Genomic DNA, 18054 nt, shown 5'->3' with positions numbered 1-18054 from the left:
TTTAACATGTTAATTATGAGACGACGACAGGGAGGACCCATGCCACATCTCGCCATAGAATATTCGGCCAATCTAGAGGGGCGCGCCGACATTGGTGCGCTCTGCGAGCTGCTGTTGAAGACGGTTCTGGAAACCGGCCTCTTCGAGGTCGGTGCCGTGCGGGTGCGCGCCTTTCGCGCCGATCACTACGCAATTGCCGACAAGCTGCCCGAGAACGCCTTCGTCGATCTGAACTTCCGCATCGGGAAAGGCCGCACGGACGACGAAAAGAAGCGGGCCGGCGAAGCGATCTTTGCCGCGGCAATCGACGTTCTCGCCCCTCTCTTCGAGACGCCGCATTTCGCCCTCTCGCTGGAAATCCGCGAGATCGACGCGGAGCTGAGTTGGAAGAAGAACGCCATCCATCCGCGGTTACGCGGCAAGTGACACCCCTTCGCGGGACGACGTAACACCAAAGGAATAGACGATGTCCAAACTGCAGGAAAACATCGCGAAGGCCGAAAGCTTTCTCGCCCGGTTCAAGGATCGCGGCGTACTCAACCGCATCAATGGCGAGGATGTGCCGGGTGATGACGGTTCTACCTTCGAGACCATCTCGCCCGTCGATCTGAAGCCGCTCGCCACCGTTGCCCGCGGCAAGGCCGCCGACATCGACCGCGCCGCAAAGGCCGCGAGATCTGCCTTCGCCGAATGGGCTGCCCTGCCGGGCGATGCGCGCAAGAAGCTCCTGCACAAGATTGCCGACGCGATCGTCGCCCGTGCTGAGGAGATCGCCTTCGTCGAATGCATGGATACCGGGCAGTCCCTGAAATTCATGGCCAAGGCCGCCTTGCGCGGCGCGGAGAACTTCCGCTTTTTCGCCGACCGCGCACCAGAAGCCCGGGATGGCAAGTCACTGCGTACCGATAGTCAGGTCAACCTGACGACTAGGACGCCGATCGGCCCGGTCGGCATCATCACGCCCTGGAATACACCTTTTATGCTGTCAACCTGGAAGATCGCGCCGGCGCTCGCCGCCGGCTGCACCATCGTCCATAAGCCGGCCGAATTCTCGCCGCTGACGGCCCGCCTGCTCGTCGAAATCGCCGAAGAGGCCGGCCTGCCGAAGGGTGTCTGGAATCTCGTCAACGGCTTCGGCGAGGATGCCGGTCGCGCACTGACGGAGCATCCGCTGATCAAGGCGATCGGCTTCGTCGGCGAAAGCCGCACCGGCTCGATGATCATGAAGCAGGGCGCCGACACGCTGAAGCGCGTGCATTTCGAGCTCGGCGGCAAGAACCCGGTCATCGTCTTTGCTGATGCCGATCTGGAGCGCGCAGCCGATGCCGCCGTTTTCATGATCTATTCGCTGAACGGCGAGCGCTGCACCTCCTCCTCACGCCTGCTGGTCGAGGAAAGCGTCTACGACAAGTTCACCGCGATCGTCGCCGAGAAGGCCAAGCGCATCAAGGTCGGCCATCCGCTGGACCCAGAAACGGTCGTTGGCCCGCTCATCCATCCCGTGCATGAACAGAAGGTGCTGGAATATATCCAGATCGGCAGATCGGAAGGCGCAACACTTGCGGCCGGCGGCGAGAAACTCAACGGCCCGGGCGGCGGTTGCTACGTCTCGCCCACCCTGTTCACCGGTGCCAACAACCAGATGCGTATCGCCCAGGAAGAGATCTTCGGGCCGGTGCTGACTGCCATCCCCTTCAAGGATGAGTCCGATGCGCTCGCCCTTGCCAACGACGTCCAATATGGCCTGACCGGCTATCTCTGGACGTCGGACGTCACTCGCGCCTTCCGTTTCACCGACCATCTCGAAGCCGGCATGATCTGGGTGAATTCGGAAAATGTGCGCCACCTGCCGACCCCCTTCGGTGGGGTCAAGAGCTCCGGCATCGGCCGCGACGGCGGCGACTGGTCTTTCGATTTCTACATGGAAACCAAGAACGTCGCCTTCGCCACCAAGCCGCACGCCATCCAGAAACTCGGCGGCTGAGCCGCCAATACGCATAAAGAGGAGGAACAAATGCCCCTGCCGAAACCCAATCTCTATCCGCCCTTCAACATCGTGCGCCTCAGCCATGTCGAATTCGGCGTCACCGATCTTGCCAAGTCCCGTGCTTTCTATGTCGACACGCTCGGCCTGCAAGTGACGGACGAGACCTCCGACACGATTTACCTGCGGGCAATGGAGGAACGCGGCCACCACTGCATCGTGCTCAAGAAATCCGACAAGGCCGAAGCCCGCGATCTCGGCTTCAAGGTCTTCGGTGACGAGGACCTCGACAAGGCGGCGCATTTCTTCAAGGGCAAGGACCTGCCGGTCGAATGGGTCGAGCGTCCCTACCAGGCGCGGACCTTCCGCACCCGCGACCCCCACGGCATCCCGCTCGAATTCTATTCGAAGATGGATCGCCTGCCGCCGATCCATCAGAAATATGCCCTCTACAAGGGCGTGAAGCCGCTGCGCATCGACCACTTCAACTGCTTTTCGACCAATGTCGACGAGAGCGTCGCCTTCTATAACGAACTCGGCTTCCGTGTGACCGAATATACCGAGGATGAGGAAACCGGCCGCCTCTGGGCCGCATGGACGCATCGCAAGGGCGGCGTCCATGACATCGCCTTCACCAACGGCCGGGGTCCGCGCCTGCATCACACTGCCTTCTGGGTGCCGACGCCGCTCAACATCATCGACCTGCTCGACCTGATGGCGACCACCGGCTGGGTTGCCAATATCGAGCGCGGTCCGGGACGTCACGGCATCTCCAACGCCTTCTTCCTCTACATCCTCGATCCGGACGGCCATCGCATCGAGATCTATTGCTCGGACTATCAGACCGTCGATCCCGATCTGGAACCGATCAAGTGGGACCTCAAGGATCCGCAGCGCCAGACGCTGTGGGGCGCACCCGCTCCCAAATCCTGGTTCGAACATGGCAGTCTGTTCGCCGGTGCTGAAGTAACCGAGCCTGACTTGAAGGCACAGCCGATTATCGCGCCCTAAGCGTTACCTTTGAGAGCGGGCGAAAACGCCCGTTTCTTATCAACCTTCGCGATGCGAGGAGGCCGTCATGCATTTAAAAGACGCAACATTGTTCCGGCAGGCCGCATTGGTCGGTGGCGACTGGATCGAGGCAGGTGACAACGCAATCAAGGTCGATAATCCGGCGACCGGTGAGATCATCGGCCGCGTTCCCAATCTGGGGGCTGCGGAGACCAAAAAGGCGATTGCCGCGGCCGAAGCTGCCCAGAAGGAATGGGCCGCCCGCACCGCCAAGGAACGCTCCGGCATCCTCAAGCGCTGGTTCGAGCTGATGATGGAAAACCAGGATGATCTCGGCCGCATCCTGACGGCCGAACAGGGCAAGCCGCTGCCCGAGGCCAAGGGCGAGATCGCCTATGGCGCCAGCTTCATCGAATGGTTTGCCGAAGAGGCCCGTCGCGTCTATGGCGACATCATTCCCGGCCACCAGAAGGACAAGCGCATTCTGGTGATGAAGCAGCCGATCGGCGTGGTTGCCGCGATCACCCCCTGGAACTTCCCGAATGCGATGATCACCCGCAAGGCCGGTCCTGCCTTTGCCGCCGGCTGCGCCATGGTGTTGAAGCCCGCCTCGCAGACGCCATTTTCGGCGATCGCGATTGCGGTCCTTGCCGAACGCGCCGGCCTGCCCAAGGGCTTGTTCAGCGTATTGACCGGCTCGGCCCGCGCCATCGGCGGCGAGATGACCGCAAGCCCGGTCGTGCGCAAGCTCACCTTCACCGGCTCGACCGAAGTCGGCGCCGAGCTCTACAGGCAGAGCGCGCCGACCATCAAGAAACTCGGGCTGGAACTCGGCGGCAATGCGCCCTTCATCGTGTTTGACGATGCCGATCTCGATGCGGCCGTCGAAGGCGCGTTGATCGCCAAGTTCCGCAACAACGGCCAGACCTGCGTCTGCGCCAACCGTCTTTATGTGCAGGACGGCGTCTACGATGCCTTTGCCGAAAAGCTCTCCAAAGCGGTCGGCGCGCTGAAGACCGGCAATGGTTTCGACGAAGGCATCAATCTCGGCCCGCTGATCGACGAAGCAGCCCTTGCCAAGGTCGAGGAACATGTCGCCGATGCGCTTTCCAAGGGCGGCCGTGTCGTTGCCGGCGGTCATCGCCATCCGCTCGGCGGACGCTTTTATGAGGCGACGGTGCTGGCCAATGTTACCCCCGCCATGGCTGTCGCCAAGGAAGAGACCTTCGGACCGGTGGCTCCGCTCTTCCGCTTCAAGGACGAGGCCGATGTCATTGCCCAGGCCAACGACACCGAATTCGGTCTTGCCTCCTATTTCTATGCCAAGGACCTCGCCCGCGTCTTCCGCGTCGCAGAAGCGCTCGAATACGGCATGGTCGGCGTCAATACCGGCCTGATCTCGACGGCCGAAGCGCCTTTCGGCGGCGTCAAGCTTTCCGGTCTCGGCCGGGAGGGATCGCGCTACGGCATCGAGGAGTTCACCGAAATCAAATATGTCTGCCTCGGCGGCGTCGTCTGAGGCCAAGGAAGGCCCGAGATAAGCATGACCCATCCCAGCTTTAGTCTCAAGGCGAGGCTGCAGCAATTTGAAAGAGCCGGCTGTTCGCCGTGGAACATTGCGCAGGGGATGGCACAGCGCCGAGACAACGCAGTACCAAATAGGGAATGATATATGGACAGCGAAGAATTCCGTCATTGGTCTCGAAAAGTCGCCGACTGGGGCACCGATTATCGCGCGGGCCTGCGCGAGCGGCCTGTACGGGCGCGGACGAAGCCTGGCGACATCGCGCGGCAAATCGCTGATGCGGCACCGGAAGCGGGCGAGGCCATGGAGGCGATCTTTGCCGATTTCGAGCGCATCATTCCGGATGGCCTGACGCACTGGCAGCATCCTCGCTTCTTCGCCTATTTCCCGGCAAATGCCGCACCAGTCTCGGTAATCGCAGACTATCTCGTCACCTCCATCGCCGCGCAGTGCATGCTGTGGCAGACATCGCCGGCGGCGACGGAGCTTGAAACTCGCGTGGTCGACTGGCTGCGACAAGCTATGGGACTTCCGGATGGTTTTGCCGGTGTCATCCAGGATTCCGCCTCAACTGCGACGCTCGCAGCCGTGCTGGTGATGCGCGAAAAAGCTCTCGGCTGGAAGGGCAACAGCGACGGGCTTTCAGCGCACAAGGCCGTACGCGTCTATGCCTCCAAACAGGTGCACACCTCCATTGACCGGGCGATCTGGATAGCCGGCATCGGCGAGGCGAATCTCGTGCGCGTTCCCACCAAGGGTCCGCTCAACGGCATGGACCCTGAAGCGCTCGATGCCGCGATCAAGGCCGACCTTGCCGCCGGCCATATTCCGGCCGGCGTCATCGCCTGCACGGGCGGCACCTCTATCGGCGCCTGCGACCCGATCCGCGCCGTTGCGGAAGTCGTGAAGGCGCACGGGCTCTACCTGCATGTCGACGCCGCCTGGGCCGGCTCCGCGATGATTTGCCCGGAGTTCCGCAGGCTTTGGGATGGTGTCGAGGCTGCGGACTCCATCGTCTTCAACCCTCACAAATGGCTCGGTGCCAATTTCGATTGCTCGGTACAGTTCATCCGCAGCCCGGAAGACCAGGTACGCACGCTCGCCATTCAGCCGGAATACCTGAAGACGCATGGCCATGACGGCATCATCGACTACTCCGAATGGTCCGTGCCGCTCGGCCGTCGTTTTCGCGCGCTGAAACTCTGGTTTCTCATGCGCTATCACGGGCTTGAAGGGCTGCGCACAATGATCCGCAACCATGTGGCCTGGTCGGAAGAACTGGCAAAACGACTTGCCGCCGAACCGGATTTCGAACTCGTTAGCGAACCGGTGCTCTCGCTCTTCTCCTTCCGCCACAAATGCGGTGAGGACGTCGACCGGCACAATATTGCGCTGGTCAACGCCATCAACGACGATGGCCGCATCTATCTCACGCAAACACGCGTCGACGGGCGTATCGCTATTCGCTTCCAGGCAGGCCAGTTCGAGATGACCCGCGATGACGCCGACATGGCCTTCACGGTGATCACCGAGATTGCCCGCAGTTTGACATAGGAGACCATTTTGACCGAACGGCCCCGCCTCGCCAGCTTTTCTCACCACGGCACCCTGAAATATGGTCTCGTCAAGACCGATGGTGTCGTCGACCTCTCTGCCCGCCATGGCGCAACATGGCCGACGCTCCGCGAAGTCATCGAGGCCGGTCACCTCGCTCAACTCGCCGAGGAAGGCAAGGCGCTGAAGCCGGATTTCGCGCTGGACGACATCCGCTTCGAAATTCCCATTCCGTCGCCGGAAAAGATCATTTGCGTCGGGGTCAACTTCCCCGACCGCAACGAGGAATACAAGGATGGGCAGGCAGCCCCTTCCAACCCCTCCCTCTTCATCCGTTTTCCGCGCTCCTTCACCGGGCATGACCAGCCGCTGATCCGACCGCCGGAAAGCCCGCAGCTAGATTATGAAGGCGAAATCGTCATCGTCATCGGCAAGGGCGGCCGCCGCATTGCCGAAGCCGATGCCCTTTCCCACATTGCGGCTCTGTCGCTCTGCAACGAAGGCACGATTCGTGACTGGGTGCGCCATGCGAAGTTCAACGTCACCCAGGGCAAAAACTTCGATCGCACTGGTTCGATCGGACCTTGGCTGGTGCCCTATCGCGATGACAGCCAATTGGCCGATATTCAACTCGAAACTCGCGTCAATGGCGAAGTGCGCCAGAGCGACCGCACGAGCCGGATGATCTTCTCCTTCCGCAAGATCATCAACTACATCTCCACCTTCACCACGCTCGCCCCCGGCGACGTCATCGTCACGGGCACGCCGACGGGCGCCGGCGCCCGCTTCGATCCGCCGATCTGGCTGAAACCCGGCGATGTCGTCGAAGTCGAAGCCGATGGCATTGGCATCCTGAAAAACACCATCGCCGACGAGGTGCTCTGATGCTGTCCCATGACGAAATCCAGGCAGCCGCCGAAAGCCTCGATCAGGCCGAGCGGACCCGTGTCCAGACCGGTCTTCTCTCGCTCAAGCACCCGCAAATGACCATGGACGATTCCTATGCCGTCCAAAGCGCCTGGGTGCAGAAGAAGATTGCCGCCGGCCGCAAGCCGATCGGCTGGAAGATCGGGCTGACATCGAAGGCGATGCAATATGCCCTCAACATCAATATCCCCGATTCCGGCGTGCTCTTCGACGATATGGTGTTCGAGGATGGTGCGACCGTACCGGCCGATCGCTTCATCCAGCCGCGCATCGAGGCCGAGATCGCCTTCGTGATGAAGGCGCCGCTCAAGGGGCCTGATATCTCGATCTTCGATGTGCTCAACGCTACCGACTACGTGACGCCTGCCCTCGAAATCCTGGATACCCGTATCCTCCGGGTCGATCCGGAGACGAAGAAGGCGCGCACCATCGTCGACACCATCTCCGACAACGCCGCCAATGCCGGCATCGTCACCGGTGGTCGCGCCGTGCGGCCGGACCAGATCGACATGCGCTGGATGGGCGCGATCGTCAGCCGCAATGCCGAGGTCGAGGAAACCGGCCTTGGCGCCGGCGTGCTCAACCAGCCCGCACGCGGCATCGCCTGGCTTGCCAATCGACTGTCGCAATATGGCGATGGCATCGAAGCCGGCCAGATCGTGCTCGCCGGCTCCTTCATCCGCCCGATCGAGGCGCGGCACGGCGACACGATCAATGCCGATTTCGGTCCCTACGGCTCGGTCAGCCTGTTCTTTGCATGAGGGAGTGAAGCATGCCGGCGCCCAAGAATCTTTTCAAACAGGCCCTGAAGGAAGGGCGGGCGCAGATCGGCCTCTGGCAGGCGCTTGCCAATGCCTACACCGTCGAGATCTGCGCCGGCGCCGGATACGACTGGCTGCTGCTCGACGCCGAGCATGCACCGAACGATGTGCCGCTTCTCGTGTCGCAATTGCAGGCGATGAAGGGCACTGCCAGCCATGCGGTGATCCGCCCGCCGATCGGCGAGACCTGGATCATCAAGCAGATGCTCGATATCGGCGCTCAGACCCTACTGATCCCGATGGTCGACAGCAAGGAGATGGCCGAGACCATGGTCAGGGCAGTGCGATATCCGCCGCATGGCGTGCGCGGCGTCGGTGCAGCGCTTGCCCGTGCCTCCGCCTTTAACCGTATTCCGGACTATCTGCCGACCGCCAATGACGAAATCTGTCTGCTCCTGCAGGTGGAAAACCGCGCCGGGCTTGCCGCGCTCGATGACATCGCCTCGACCGAGGGCGTCGATGGAATCTTCATCGGCCCCGCCGATCTCGCCGCTGATATGGGCTATCTCGGCAAGCCGGGCGCACCTGAAGTGCAGGCAGAAGTCGAAAAGGCGCTTGCGAAGATCCAGTCGCACGGCAAGGCGGCCGGCATTCTGATCGGCGACCTCTCGCTTGCGAAACGCTATCTCGAACTTGGCGCGACCTTCGTCGCGATCGGCAACGACGTCACCCTGCTTGCCAACGCAACCACCAAGCTCCTCGACGACTTCAAGAAGGCGGATGCCGCCAAGCCTCCGGCGGATGCAAAAGTCTACTGATTTCCCGAAGCCAACCTCCCCGGACATTGCACGTTTGGCTGCTTCCAATCGTGGGAATTCCCCGCGCGGGCTGCATTGTGCACGCTCAGTCAAAACGGACTGCAGAGATGGACGCGACGCCTCCAGACACATCGGTCATCATGAGCCGGAAAGCCAGGAGGAGGAAACATGCGTTTCAAGAACAAGACCGCCTTGATCACCGGCGGCGGCACGGGCATCGGCGCGGCGGTCGCGCGCCGCATCCGGCAAGAGGGCGGCAATGTCGCACTCGTAGGTCGCCGTCCTGAACCGCTTCGCGCCGTTGCCGAAGAGATCGGCGCTGCCGTCGTCGTGGCTGATGCGGCCGATAGCGCCGCCATGAAAGCGGCTGTCGAAAAGGTCGTAGAAACCTTCGGAGGCCTCGATATCCTCATTGCCAATGCCGGCGGTCACGGCGTTGGGCCGACGGTCAGCATGTCGGACGAAACATGGGACCTCGCCGTCCGCCTCAATCTCAACACCGCCTTCGTCAGTGCCCGTGAATCCCTGCCGCATCTCATCAGGAGGCGAGGCAACATCGTCGTTCTCGCCTCGATTGCGGGGCTCTTCGCCGGGCCGGATGCGGCGGGCTACGTCACCATGAAGCATGGCTGCATCGGCCTCGCGAAATCTCTGGCCCGCGACTATGGCCGCAAGGGCGTGCGCACCAACAGCGTCTGCCCCGGCTGGGTCACGACAGCCATGGCCGACGAGCAGATGGAATTCATCGTCGAGAAATACAAGCTGAGCAGCATCGAGGAGGCCTACGCGCTCGTCACCAAGGACGTACCGCTTGGCCGACCGGCAACGGCAGAAGACGCCGCCAATGCCGTCTGTTTCCTGGCTTCGTGCGAAGCATCGATGATCAATGGGGCGGTCCTAACCGTCGACGGCGGCGCCGGCACGGTCGATCTGCCGACCTTGGCATTTGCAGAATAACAGGGAGGAGACACTGATGAACCAGAATCCCAAGGACTGGAAAACCTACGACGAATTCGCCTATGGCATCGATACGAACCGCCTGCCTGCAACGGAGGCCCTGACCGGATCGTCTCACAGGATCTCGTTCGACGACGGTCGCACGCTGGAGCTTGCCTTTGTGAAGGGCGAAGTCAGATGGTCCGACGGCAAGGACGGTGGCACCGACATGTCCGAGGTGATCGAAGTAGCGCCGAAGACCTATTTCGTCGAGATCATCTTTGCCGGTCGCCCCAAGGAGGCCGAGACGCTGATCCTCAACACTGAAACGCGCCGCGCGCTTTCCATCTACTCCATCGTTCGCGATCTCCAGGATTCTGTCGGCGAGCCGCAGGTCGCGCAGATCTTCCGACCCGGTGTCATCGAGGGCGGTGCGGCGAGCGGGCCGGTGCCGCATGAGAGCCGCGATCTGATCGGGCTGAGGGCACATTTCACCTACAGTCCCAACCACGTCTACGAGCACACCTATCTCTCGTCTCAGCGCTATGCTTGGCAATGCCTCGTCGGCGTGCAGCGCGGCCACGGCGACGTTGATCTCACCACGACCTATAAGTTCGACGACAACCTCTACATCTTCACTTTCCGCGAATTCAAGATCGCGGTCGCATCCACTTTCTTCTATAATTTCAATGATATGCGTTCCACAGGCAAATTCCTTGGCATTACCGGCGACGGCCGCATCCAGAACAGCCCGGCCGGCGCCTTCATTCGCAAGGCGTCGATGACCTATTACCTGCCCGGCCAAGAACCTGTGTGAGGACGCCATGCGCAAAGCATTCGATATCGTAAAGGCGCATTACGACGCCAACGACCGCCGCGACGTGGATGGCATGCTCGCCGACATCGCCTCCGATTGCCGATGGACGGAGATGGATGGCTTTCCCTGCGCCGGCACCTATGTCGGCCCACAGGAAATCTTCAAGAACGTCTTTCAGGCGCTCGGGCAGACCTTCGACGGATACACCTTCACGCTCGAACGTCTTCTCGACGCCGGTGACGAGGTCGTTGCCGTCGGAGGTTATAGCGGCACGAACAAGCAGACCGGAAAGGCCTTCAAAGCCCGTGTCGTGCATGTCTGGGGCGTGGTGGGAGGCAAGATCCGGCGTTTCGAGCAGTTCACGGATACGCTGAGAGTGGCCGAATCCATGCGATGAGGAACAAGGTGGCTCGGCTTTGGCCGGGCCACCTTATCCGTCTAGGACATCCTGGCCTTGCGCCATTGTGACGGCGAAACACCGTAGCGATGGCGGAACGCGCGCGAAAAATGCGCGCTGGAGGAAAAGCCGAGAGCAAAGGCAATCTCGGATATTTCTCCCGCATAGCCGTCGGCGTCCTGCAACTGTGCCGCAGCTTTCTGCACGCGCAGATCCCAGATGTAATCCGAAGGAGTCAGGCACTCGACCTCGAATGCACGGTAGACGTAACGTACCGAGCAGCCCATGCGGCGCGCGATCATCGTTACCGTCAGATCCGGCCATTCGAGATTGATATCGATGAAATCCTTGATCCGCTGCAGCAGCACACCCAGCGGATTGGCAACCGGCCTAGCCTGTTGCTGATCGGCGCCAATCATGGTGCGCACGAGCTCGATCATGGTCTGGCCGACACTCGAACGCCGAGCCTCGTCAAGATGATCGATCTCATGGAAGGTCGAGTCCATGAGCGAGAGCAAAATTCGGCACATGCCGTCTTGCTCGGCATGGACAGTGAAAGGCTGTGCCAATCGTTCCACGGCCGCATGGGGCAGCGCGTGGCGCGGCAATTGCAACAGCAATTGGCGAACCGGCGTGCTGTTCGTCAGCATATAGGGGCGGCTGGGGTCGTAGATGACAAGCGCATTCTGCGAGACCGGGGCATGTGATCCGCCCTGCAAAAGCGAAGCGCTCCCCTCCGTCTGCACGATCAGCTTGATCGTGTCGGGATCGTCCGGACTTGCGATTACATGATCGCCGAAGACGACATGCCGATCCGCCTCCAGCCGCGTCAGCCGGCAAGTGCCCAGCATGGCCGAGATCAGCCGGCTCTTTTCTTCATCTGCGGTGCTAAAATCGAGCCGGACATTGCCGAAGAGATTGCGTGCCAGCCCCGCAAACGCTCGGCCGCTAGCGCTGTCGACATGCCGATGAGGTGCTGCGGCCATGATTGCTGTCCCCAAAAAGGCGAGATATTTTCGTCGCTTCAGCTTGCCAGATAAGCGCCATGCAGAATGTCCGGCTGGGCCTTGAGCGTCGCGGCGGTGCCGGAAAAGACGAGGCGCCCGCGCTCCAAAACAAGAGCCTGATCGGCCAGATCGAGCGCGAGATTGGCAAACTGCTCGATCAGCAGGACGCCGATGCCGCGGCGGGCGGCGATTTTCAGCGCCTCGGCAAGCCGCTTGACGACGGCCGGTGCCAGGCCGAGCGATAGTTCGTCGACGATCATGAAACGGGGTTTGGCAATGAAGGCCTGCGCCATAGCCACCATCTGCTTCTGACCGCCGGAAAGATCCGACGCCGACTGGCGCCGCCGCTCCGAAAGTTCCGGAAAGATTTCATAGGCATGCGCCAGACCTTCCCGCCGCGCAGCAGCCGATCCCTCAAGCGCCGCCACGAGAATATTGTCCTCCACGGAAAGCTGCCCGAGTACGCGATGCCCTTCCGGCACGAGCGCAAGACCAGCCCGGCGAATGCGGTCGGGCGAAAACCCTTCGAACGCTGTGATGCCCAGGCGCACGGAACCGCCACGCGGCAGGACGCCCGCCATGGCCATGACCGTGCTCGACTTGCCGGACCCGTTGGCGCCAAGCAACGTCGTGATCTTCCCGGCCGCGACCGAAAAGGAAACATCATGAATGACGCGCTTGCCGCCGCGCTCGACGACGAGATTTTCGACGCTGACTTCGGATGTGATGTCCATGTCAGAACTCCCCCAGATAGGCGCGCCGGACATTCGGATCGGCCAGCACGGTCTGCGTTGGGCCGAGCGCCAGGAGCTTGCCGTAATCGAGCACCATGGTTTCGCCGCACATGGACCGGATGAGATCGACGTCATGGTCGATGATCAGCACCTGCGCCCGGAACTCCGCCGGAATGCGCAGCACCATTTCGCGAAAGGCCTTGCCTTCCTCTTCTGTCAGACCCGCGGCCGGTTCATCGAGCAGAATGAGTTTCGGCTCGCCGACCACGCATTTTGCCAGCTCGACGAGGCGGCGCTGGAAAAGATTGAGGGATTGGCCGAGCCGATCGGCAACATCCGTCAGGCCGACAAAGGTAAGAGCCTGGTCGATCGCACGGGCATGATACCCGGTGCTAACGACATGATCGGCGATTGCGGCGATGTTACCGGCAACTGTCAGATCCTCAACCACCTGCTCCGTCTGGAATGAACGGCGCAAGCCGGCACGCACCCGCTGCAGTGGCGTCAGCGGCAGCAACGCCCGCTCGCCAAGCGAGACTGTGCCGTGGATGGGTTTCACGAACCCGGAGAGTACGTTGAGCAACGTCGTCTTGCCCGCACCATTCGGGCCGATGAGGCCGGCGACAGGGGCCGTCAGCATGGCGCTGAGTTCATTGATCGGCCTGATACCACCGAATTGGACGATGAGATTGTCGATCTTGATCATCGTGCCCTCCCCCGGGAAAGAGCGGCATTCAGCCGGGCAATAAGAGCCGATATCTGACCGGCAACGCCCGTCGGCGCGGTTGCGAGGGCATGGAACAAGGCGACGCCGAAGATCCCGATCGTGACATAACCGTCAATGCCGAGATCGGTGAGCAACGCTGGCACGGCACGCAGCAGCAGGCCCGCAATGACGGCGCCGTACCAATTGAAGACACCGCCGACGATGGCAAGGGCGAAGAGATTGAGGCTTTCGAAGGCGCCGAAGGCGCGCCCGTCGAGCTGACCGACATTGCCCGCCAGCAAACCGCCAGCAAGGCCGGCGAGAAAGCCGCTCAATGCGAATGCCCAGGCCTTGTAGATCAGCACATTGACGCCGCTTGCAACAGCAACCGTCTCGCCCTTGCGGATAAGCGCCCAAGCGCGGCCGGGACGGGCGAGCTTATGCCACTGCGCGATCAAAAGGCCGATTGCCGCTACCGCACAGACATAGAGGAAATAGGAGACTTCTCCATCGGCGATTGCCGGCCTTGCCAGCATCGCGCGGCCAGAACCATCCGCCCGGCCCAGAAAACCGAGGCCGCCATCGGGGAAGCCCCAGGCACTGATGACGATCTGGAAGGCGCCGGCCAGCATCAGCGTCACGAGCGCGAGATAGAGGCCACGCAGGCGCAGTGCCGGCACACCGAATGCCAGTCCCACCACCGAAGCGACGACACCGCCCGCAAGCAGGCTGACTTCGAAGGGCGGATGAAAAGCGTGCCCGACGCGAAGCGTCACCCAGCCGCCGACACCGACAAGCGCGAATTGGCAAAGGGAGACAAGACCAAGCTGACCATAAAGAATAGCGAGCCCGGCAACCGAGAGCGAGAGTGCGATGGCAGAGGTTGCGGCGGACAGCCAGAAGGAATTGGCAAGGCAGGCGACGAGGATCGAAAGGGCCAACATCGTCAAGGGCACATGAAGAAGCTGCTTGGGCAGGCGCACCATCGATATGCCTTCGGCGGTTGGGTCGATTGTTTGCTGCTGAATGCTCATCGGTCCTTCAACGCGACTTTCGCGGTGCCTCCCAGGATGGTGACTGCGATAAGCGCGATGACAAACGGTGCCGCTGCGCGATAGGGCGATATCCAGGCGATCGGCGTCAGCACGGCTTCGGCGATGCCGATCAGAATGCCAGCAACGGCCGTTTGCCACAGCGACTGCAACTGACCGAGGATCGCAGCCGCGATTGCGGGTATGACCAGCAAAGTCAGAAAGGTTCCCTGCAGCCGGACGAGATCGGCCAGCAACAGGCCGGCAAAGCCCGAGAAGATGCCGGTCATGATCCAGGCAGCGGTCTCCGTATAAAGGATGCGCACGCCGAGAATGGCGCTGAGATCACGATCATTGGCAAGCGCGCGCATGTCGAGGCCCAGGCGCGTGCGGGTCAAAAGCAGCGTAATGGCAACGACCATGACGACGGCGAGGATGATGGCGATGATGCGCGTGAAGGTGAGGCGCACAGCGAAAAGCGACACGAACATCTGGTCGGTCGGAAACTGCAGGCGACGCGGCAACTCGCCCCAGATGACGCCCATAATTGCGATCAGGATCAGCGCAGGCGCCAAGGTGCCGACGGCGCGCACGACGATATCGCGATGCGACAGCATGGGCGCGAATATCCGGCCATAGAGAAAGCTGATCGCCGTCGAGACGGCAACGGCGGCGAGGATGGCAATGGCGAGCGGCATCTTCCACTCCAGCAATTGCCAGGCGCAATGCGCACCGATTGCGCCGACGGCACCGAATGCAAAGTTGAGTACGCCGGTCGCTCGAAACAGGACGACAAGCCCGACGCCGGACAGCGCATAGACGGCGCCAATGCCCAGCCCGGAAATGACGAAGGGTAGAAGGTTCATTGAATCGATCCTTTCGGGTCGTTCGGCCCCGCGACTTTTCTGCCGCGGAACCGATGGCAAGCGTCAGGGCTCAGTTGATGCCGGCGGACTTTTCGAAGGCGCGGATGTCCTTCAGCTCCGGATCGGGCGAGGGTGCGCAATCGGAGACGACTTTCCACTTTCCGCCCTCGGCGACGGCCATGCGCGTCGTCGAATTGGCGTTGTGGCGCGGCTGGCCATCGCCGAAGTACCAGGGAGCGCAGAAGATATCGCTCTTGAAGTCCTTGATCCGGCGCACGGCGGCAGAGGCGGTCTCGCGATCGATCTTGCCTGGATCGAGCGTCATCAGCGCCTTTTCGGCAATGCGCGCCGCCAGATAACCGGCCTGGGCAAAGGTGTCGCGCGGGTCCGACTTCTGGCCGTACTGGTCCATGACGGCGAGCCAGTTCTGATTGTCCGGCGTCGTTGCCTCGAGATCATTGAATTCCATGTTGACATAAAACTTGCCGTCCCAACCCGAGCCGATGGTCGATGGAACCGAAAGATCATAGGCAGAGGCGGCGCTGAGGAAGGTGATCGTCTGATTGAGGCCCTGCTCTTCGGCAGCCGTCAGCAGCGGCACGGTCACGCCCTTCGACAGGCCGAGCACGATGACATCAGGCTTGCTCGAAGCAGCCTGCAGGATGATCGACGTGGCGTCGGCGGAGCCCGGATCCATGAGGATCGTCTGGGCGGCAAAACCCTTTTCCTTGGCGAGCAGCATCACGCCGTCGCAGGACCAGGTGCCGACATTCGGAATGTTCGGGCCGATGCAGACGACCGACTTGGCATTCAGCTTGTCGAGCGCATAGCCCATCGCGCCGAGCATAGAGACGCGCGGTCCGGCATTGGTCGGCGCATAATTTTCAGCAAAATAGCACTCACGCGGCACGCCGACGCCGGCGACGACAAGAATGCCCGATTTCTTGTAGAAATCGGCGTTCGCACCGCACTCGACATAGCTGGAATTGCCGACCATCAGCACGGCCTTCTGGTCGTTGACGAGCTTTGCCGCCAGTTGCGCGGAGATCTCCGGGTTCCACTGATCGTCCTCGACCAGATATTTAACCGGTCGGCCCTTGATGCCGCCATTGGCGTTCAGGCAATCGAAATAGGCCTTTGCCGCCTTGGTGGAATTGGAAAAATCGTCGGGTCCGGTCTTGCCGGTAATGGCACCGATGACGATCGGCTCGCCCGTTGCCGGCTTGCCGCTATTATCGCCGCAGGATGCGGCCGCATGTGCGCTGAACGCAGAAACCAGCGTCAGCAAAAGGCCGATTGCCAGCCCTCTCAGATTGATAGGCATTGTCTCCTCCAGTTTGTTGTCCCGCTCCCCACGGGCTCTTTGCTTCCCCAATTTCCGGCTCAGCCGGAAATCGCCTTTCCTGTCATGAAGGCAGCAGCCTTTGCCGCGATCATCATCGTCGGGGCATTGGTGTTGCCCGACACAAGGGTCGGCATGACCGAGGCATCACAGACGCGCAGCCCCTCGATCCCACGCACCTTCAGGTCCGGCCCGACAACGGCCATGCGATCGTCCGCCCGGCCCATGCGCGCCGTTCCAGCCGGATGGAACACGGTCTTGCAGGATTGACGGATGTAACCGCGCAGTGCTTCGGGATCCTTCTCGACCCCCGGCTTCGGCAGCACCCGGCGCTTGACCAGCTTGGCTAGGGCCGGCGCATCGAGAATGCGGATCGCCGTTTCGACACCGCGCACCAAAGTTTCAAGATCGGCGGGATCGGAAAGCAGATTGGCGTTGAAATCCGTCTGCTCGTTCGGATTGGCGCTCTTCAGCCGTATCCAACCGCGCGAGCGCGGCCGCAGATAACATGGTCCGATGCTGAGGCCGTGACCTGGCTCCGGATCGCGGTCGACGAAGCCGATCAGGACCGGCAGAACGTGGAACTGCACATCCGGCTGCCCCGTGCCGGCGGTGTCGACGAAACCGCCGCACTCGACGACGTTCGACGACAACAGCCCACGATGCGAGGTCAGATAGCGCAGCATGTGACCGGCAGCCCGAAGGCCCTTGTCATGACCGAGGATCGAAATCGGCTCCCGCGTCTCACCCTGCACCGGAACTTCCAGATGATCCTGATAATTGCTCCCTACACCGGGCAGGTCCGCCACGACCTTGATACCGAGTGAGGAGAGATGCCCGCCATCGCCGATGCCGGACAATTGCAGGATCTTCGGCGTTGCGATGGCGCCGGCGGTGAGCGTGATCTCGCAGGATGCCTTGAATATCGTACCGTCGAGCAGCTCGACGCCGACGGCCTTCTGCCCCTCGAACAGGATGCGGGCGACCTTGCGCTCCGTCAGCACGGTCAGGTTCGGCCGCTTCTCCGCCTCGCGTAGGAAGGCTTGGGCCGAACTCCAGCGTCGGCCGCCATAGGTCGTGCTTTGGTAGAAGCCGACGCCGGCCTGATCCGCGCCGTTGAAATCGTTATTATGAGGAATGCCGATCTCAGTCGCCGCCTTGACGAAGGCCTCGCTTAGGGGATGGCGGTGGCGAGGATCGGAGACGCGCAGCGACCCCTTTCTGCCATGGAACTCGCCGTTCAGCCGCTCGTTGTTTTCCAGCGAGCGGAAGGCCGGAAGCACATCCTCGTAGGACCAGCCCTGGCAGCCCATCTGCGACCAGGTATCGTAGTCGTTGCGATGGCCGCGAATATAGATCATCGCATTCACCGAGCTGCCGCCACCCAGCACATTGCCTTGCGGCACGATGCTCGGCCGGCCATTCAAACCCTTGTCAGGGTTCGAGGCATAGGGATGAATATCGATGCCCTTGCCCAGCACCTTGAAGAAGGTCGCGGGGATATGGATCCAGGGATCGGAATCCCTACGCCCGGACTCGATCAGCAGCACCTTATGCGCCGGATTTTCCGAAAGCCGATTTGCCAGCACGCAGCCCGAAGAGCCGCCACCGACGATGATATAATCGTAAGTCGTCATG

At 61.6% G+C, this 18054-nt stretch carries 18 protein-coding genes; 11 read left to right on the top strand and 7 right to left on the bottom strand.

Annotated features, from left to right (window positions below):
* Nucleotides 1-39 precede the first annotated feature (39 nt).
* From QA648_RS19835 to QA648_RS19785, 11 genes are all read left to right on the top strand, one after another.
* Complete coding sequence (locus tag QA648_RS19835; protein ID WP_104826042.1) at nt 40-426, top strand: 5-carboxymethyl-2-hydroxymuconate Delta-isomerase; 387 nt, start codon at nt 40-42, stop codon at nt 424-426.
* Nucleotides 427-466: 40 nt separating this feature from the next.
* On the top strand, nt 467-1984 hold the full coding sequence (hpaE, locus tag QA648_RS19830) for a 5-carboxymethyl-2-hydroxymuconate semialdehyde dehydrogenase (RefSeq protein ID WP_283053133.1): 1518 nt from the start codon (nt 467-469) through the stop codon (nt 1982-1984).
* Between the two features lie 30 nt (nt 1985-2014).
* A complete protein-coding gene (gene hpaD, locus QA648_RS19825) occupies nt 2015-2995 on the top strand; it encodes a 3,4-dihydroxyphenylacetate 2,3-dioxygenase (protein ID WP_283053131.1) in 981 nt (326 codons plus the stop codon).
* Between the two features lie 67 nt (nt 2996-3062).
* The gene (gene gabD / locus QA648_RS19820; RefSeq protein ID WP_283053129.1) at nt 3063-4514 is read left to right on the top strand and encodes an NADP-dependent succinate-semialdehyde dehydrogenase; all 1452 of its coding nucleotides are present in this window, start codon (nt 3063-3065) and stop codon (nt 4512-4514) included.
* 153 nt (nt 4515-4667) lie between these two features.
* Nucleotides 4668-6074, top strand: a complete 1407-nt coding sequence (locus tag QA648_RS19815; RefSeq protein ID WP_283053127.1) for a pyridoxal-dependent decarboxylase — start codon at nt 4668-4670, stop codon at nt 6072-6074.
* 9 nt (nt 6075-6083) lie between these two features.
* Complete coding sequence (locus QA648_RS19810; protein ID WP_283053125.1) at nt 6084-6959, top strand: fumarylacetoacetate hydrolase family protein; 876 nt, start codon at nt 6084-6086, stop codon at nt 6957-6959.
* Nucleotides 6959-7762, top strand: coding sequence for a 2-oxo-hept-4-ene-1,7-dioate hydratase (gene hpaH, locus QA648_RS19805; protein WP_283053123.1), 804 nt, complete (start codon nt 6959-6961; stop codon nt 7760-7762). Before QA648_RS19810 ends, hpaH begins: the two co-directional genes overlap by 1 nt.
* A gap of 11 nt (nt 7763-7773) precedes the next feature.
* Entirely contained in the window at nt 7774-8580 is an 807-nt protein-coding gene (gene hpaI, locus QA648_RS19800; RefSeq protein ID WP_104826035.1) for a 4-hydroxy-2-oxoheptanedioate aldolase, read from the top strand.
* Between the two features lie 168 nt (nt 8581-8748).
* A complete protein-coding gene (locus QA648_RS19795; RefSeq protein WP_283053121.1) occupies nt 8749-9537 on the top strand; it encodes an SDR family oxidoreductase in 789 nt (262 codons plus the stop codon).
* A gap of 16 nt (nt 9538-9553) precedes the next feature.
* Complete coding sequence (locus QA648_RS19790) at nt 9554-10333, top strand: MoaF C-terminal domain-containing protein (RefSeq protein WP_283053119.1); 780 nt, start codon at nt 9554-9556, stop codon at nt 10331-10333.
* 7 nt (nt 10334-10340) lie between these two features.
* Nucleotides 10341-10730 (top strand): nuclear transport factor 2 family protein, encoded by a 390-nt coding sequence (locus QA648_RS19785; RefSeq protein WP_104826032.1) that lies wholly within the window; start codon nt 10341-10343, stop codon nt 10728-10730.
* A 41-nt stretch (nt 10731-10771) separates the two neighbouring features.
* On the opposite strand, the gene QA648_RS19780 is transcribed toward QA648_RS19785, so the two are convergent.
* The 7 genes from QA648_RS19780 to QA648_RS19750 form a co-directional block, all read right to left on the bottom strand.
* Complete coding sequence (locus QA648_RS19780; protein ID WP_283053116.1) at nt 10772-11716, bottom strand: helix-turn-helix domain-containing protein; 945 nt, start codon at nt 11714-11716, stop codon at nt 10772-10774.
* Nucleotides 11717-11754: 38 nt separating this feature from the next.
* Nucleotides 11755-12471: an ABC transporter ATP-binding protein gene (locus QA648_RS19775; RefSeq protein WP_283053114.1), complete on the bottom strand. Its 717-nt coding sequence runs from the start codon at nt 12469-12471 to the stop codon at nt 11755-11757.
* 1 nt (nt 12472) lies between these two features.
* Nucleotides 12473-13177 (bottom strand): ATP-binding cassette domain-containing protein, encoded by a 705-nt coding sequence (locus QA648_RS19770; RefSeq protein ID WP_283053112.1) that lies wholly within the window; start codon nt 13175-13177, stop codon nt 12473-12475.
* Nucleotides 13174-14211 (bottom strand): branched-chain amino acid ABC transporter permease, encoded by a 1038-nt coding sequence (locus tag QA648_RS19765; protein WP_283053110.1) that lies wholly within the window; start codon nt 14209-14211, stop codon nt 13174-13176. Before QA648_RS19765 ends, QA648_RS19770 begins: the two co-directional genes overlap by 4 nt.
* Nucleotides 14208-15074, bottom strand: a complete 867-nt coding sequence (locus QA648_RS19760) for a branched-chain amino acid ABC transporter permease (RefSeq protein WP_104826027.1) — start codon at nt 15072-15074, stop codon at nt 14208-14210. Before QA648_RS19760 ends, QA648_RS19765 begins: the two co-directional genes overlap by 4 nt.
* A gap of 70 nt (nt 15075-15144) precedes the next feature.
* Nucleotides 15145-16398, bottom strand: a complete 1254-nt coding sequence (locus QA648_RS19755; protein WP_283053107.1) for an ABC transporter substrate-binding protein — start codon at nt 16396-16398, stop codon at nt 15145-15147.
* A gap of 59 nt (nt 16399-16457) precedes the next feature.
* Nucleotides 16458-18053 (bottom strand): GMC family oxidoreductase N-terminal domain-containing protein, encoded by a 1596-nt coding sequence (locus QA648_RS19750; protein WP_283053105.1) that lies wholly within the window; start codon nt 18051-18053, stop codon nt 16458-16460.
* Between the last annotated feature and the right edge of the window lies 1 nt (nt 18054).

The organism is Rhizobium sp. CB3171, assembly GCF_029714265.1.
GTDB lineage: Bacteria > Pseudomonadota > Alphaproteobacteria > Rhizobiales > Rhizobiaceae > Rhizobium.
This window is presented reverse-complemented; position numbering and strand designations above follow the sequence as displayed.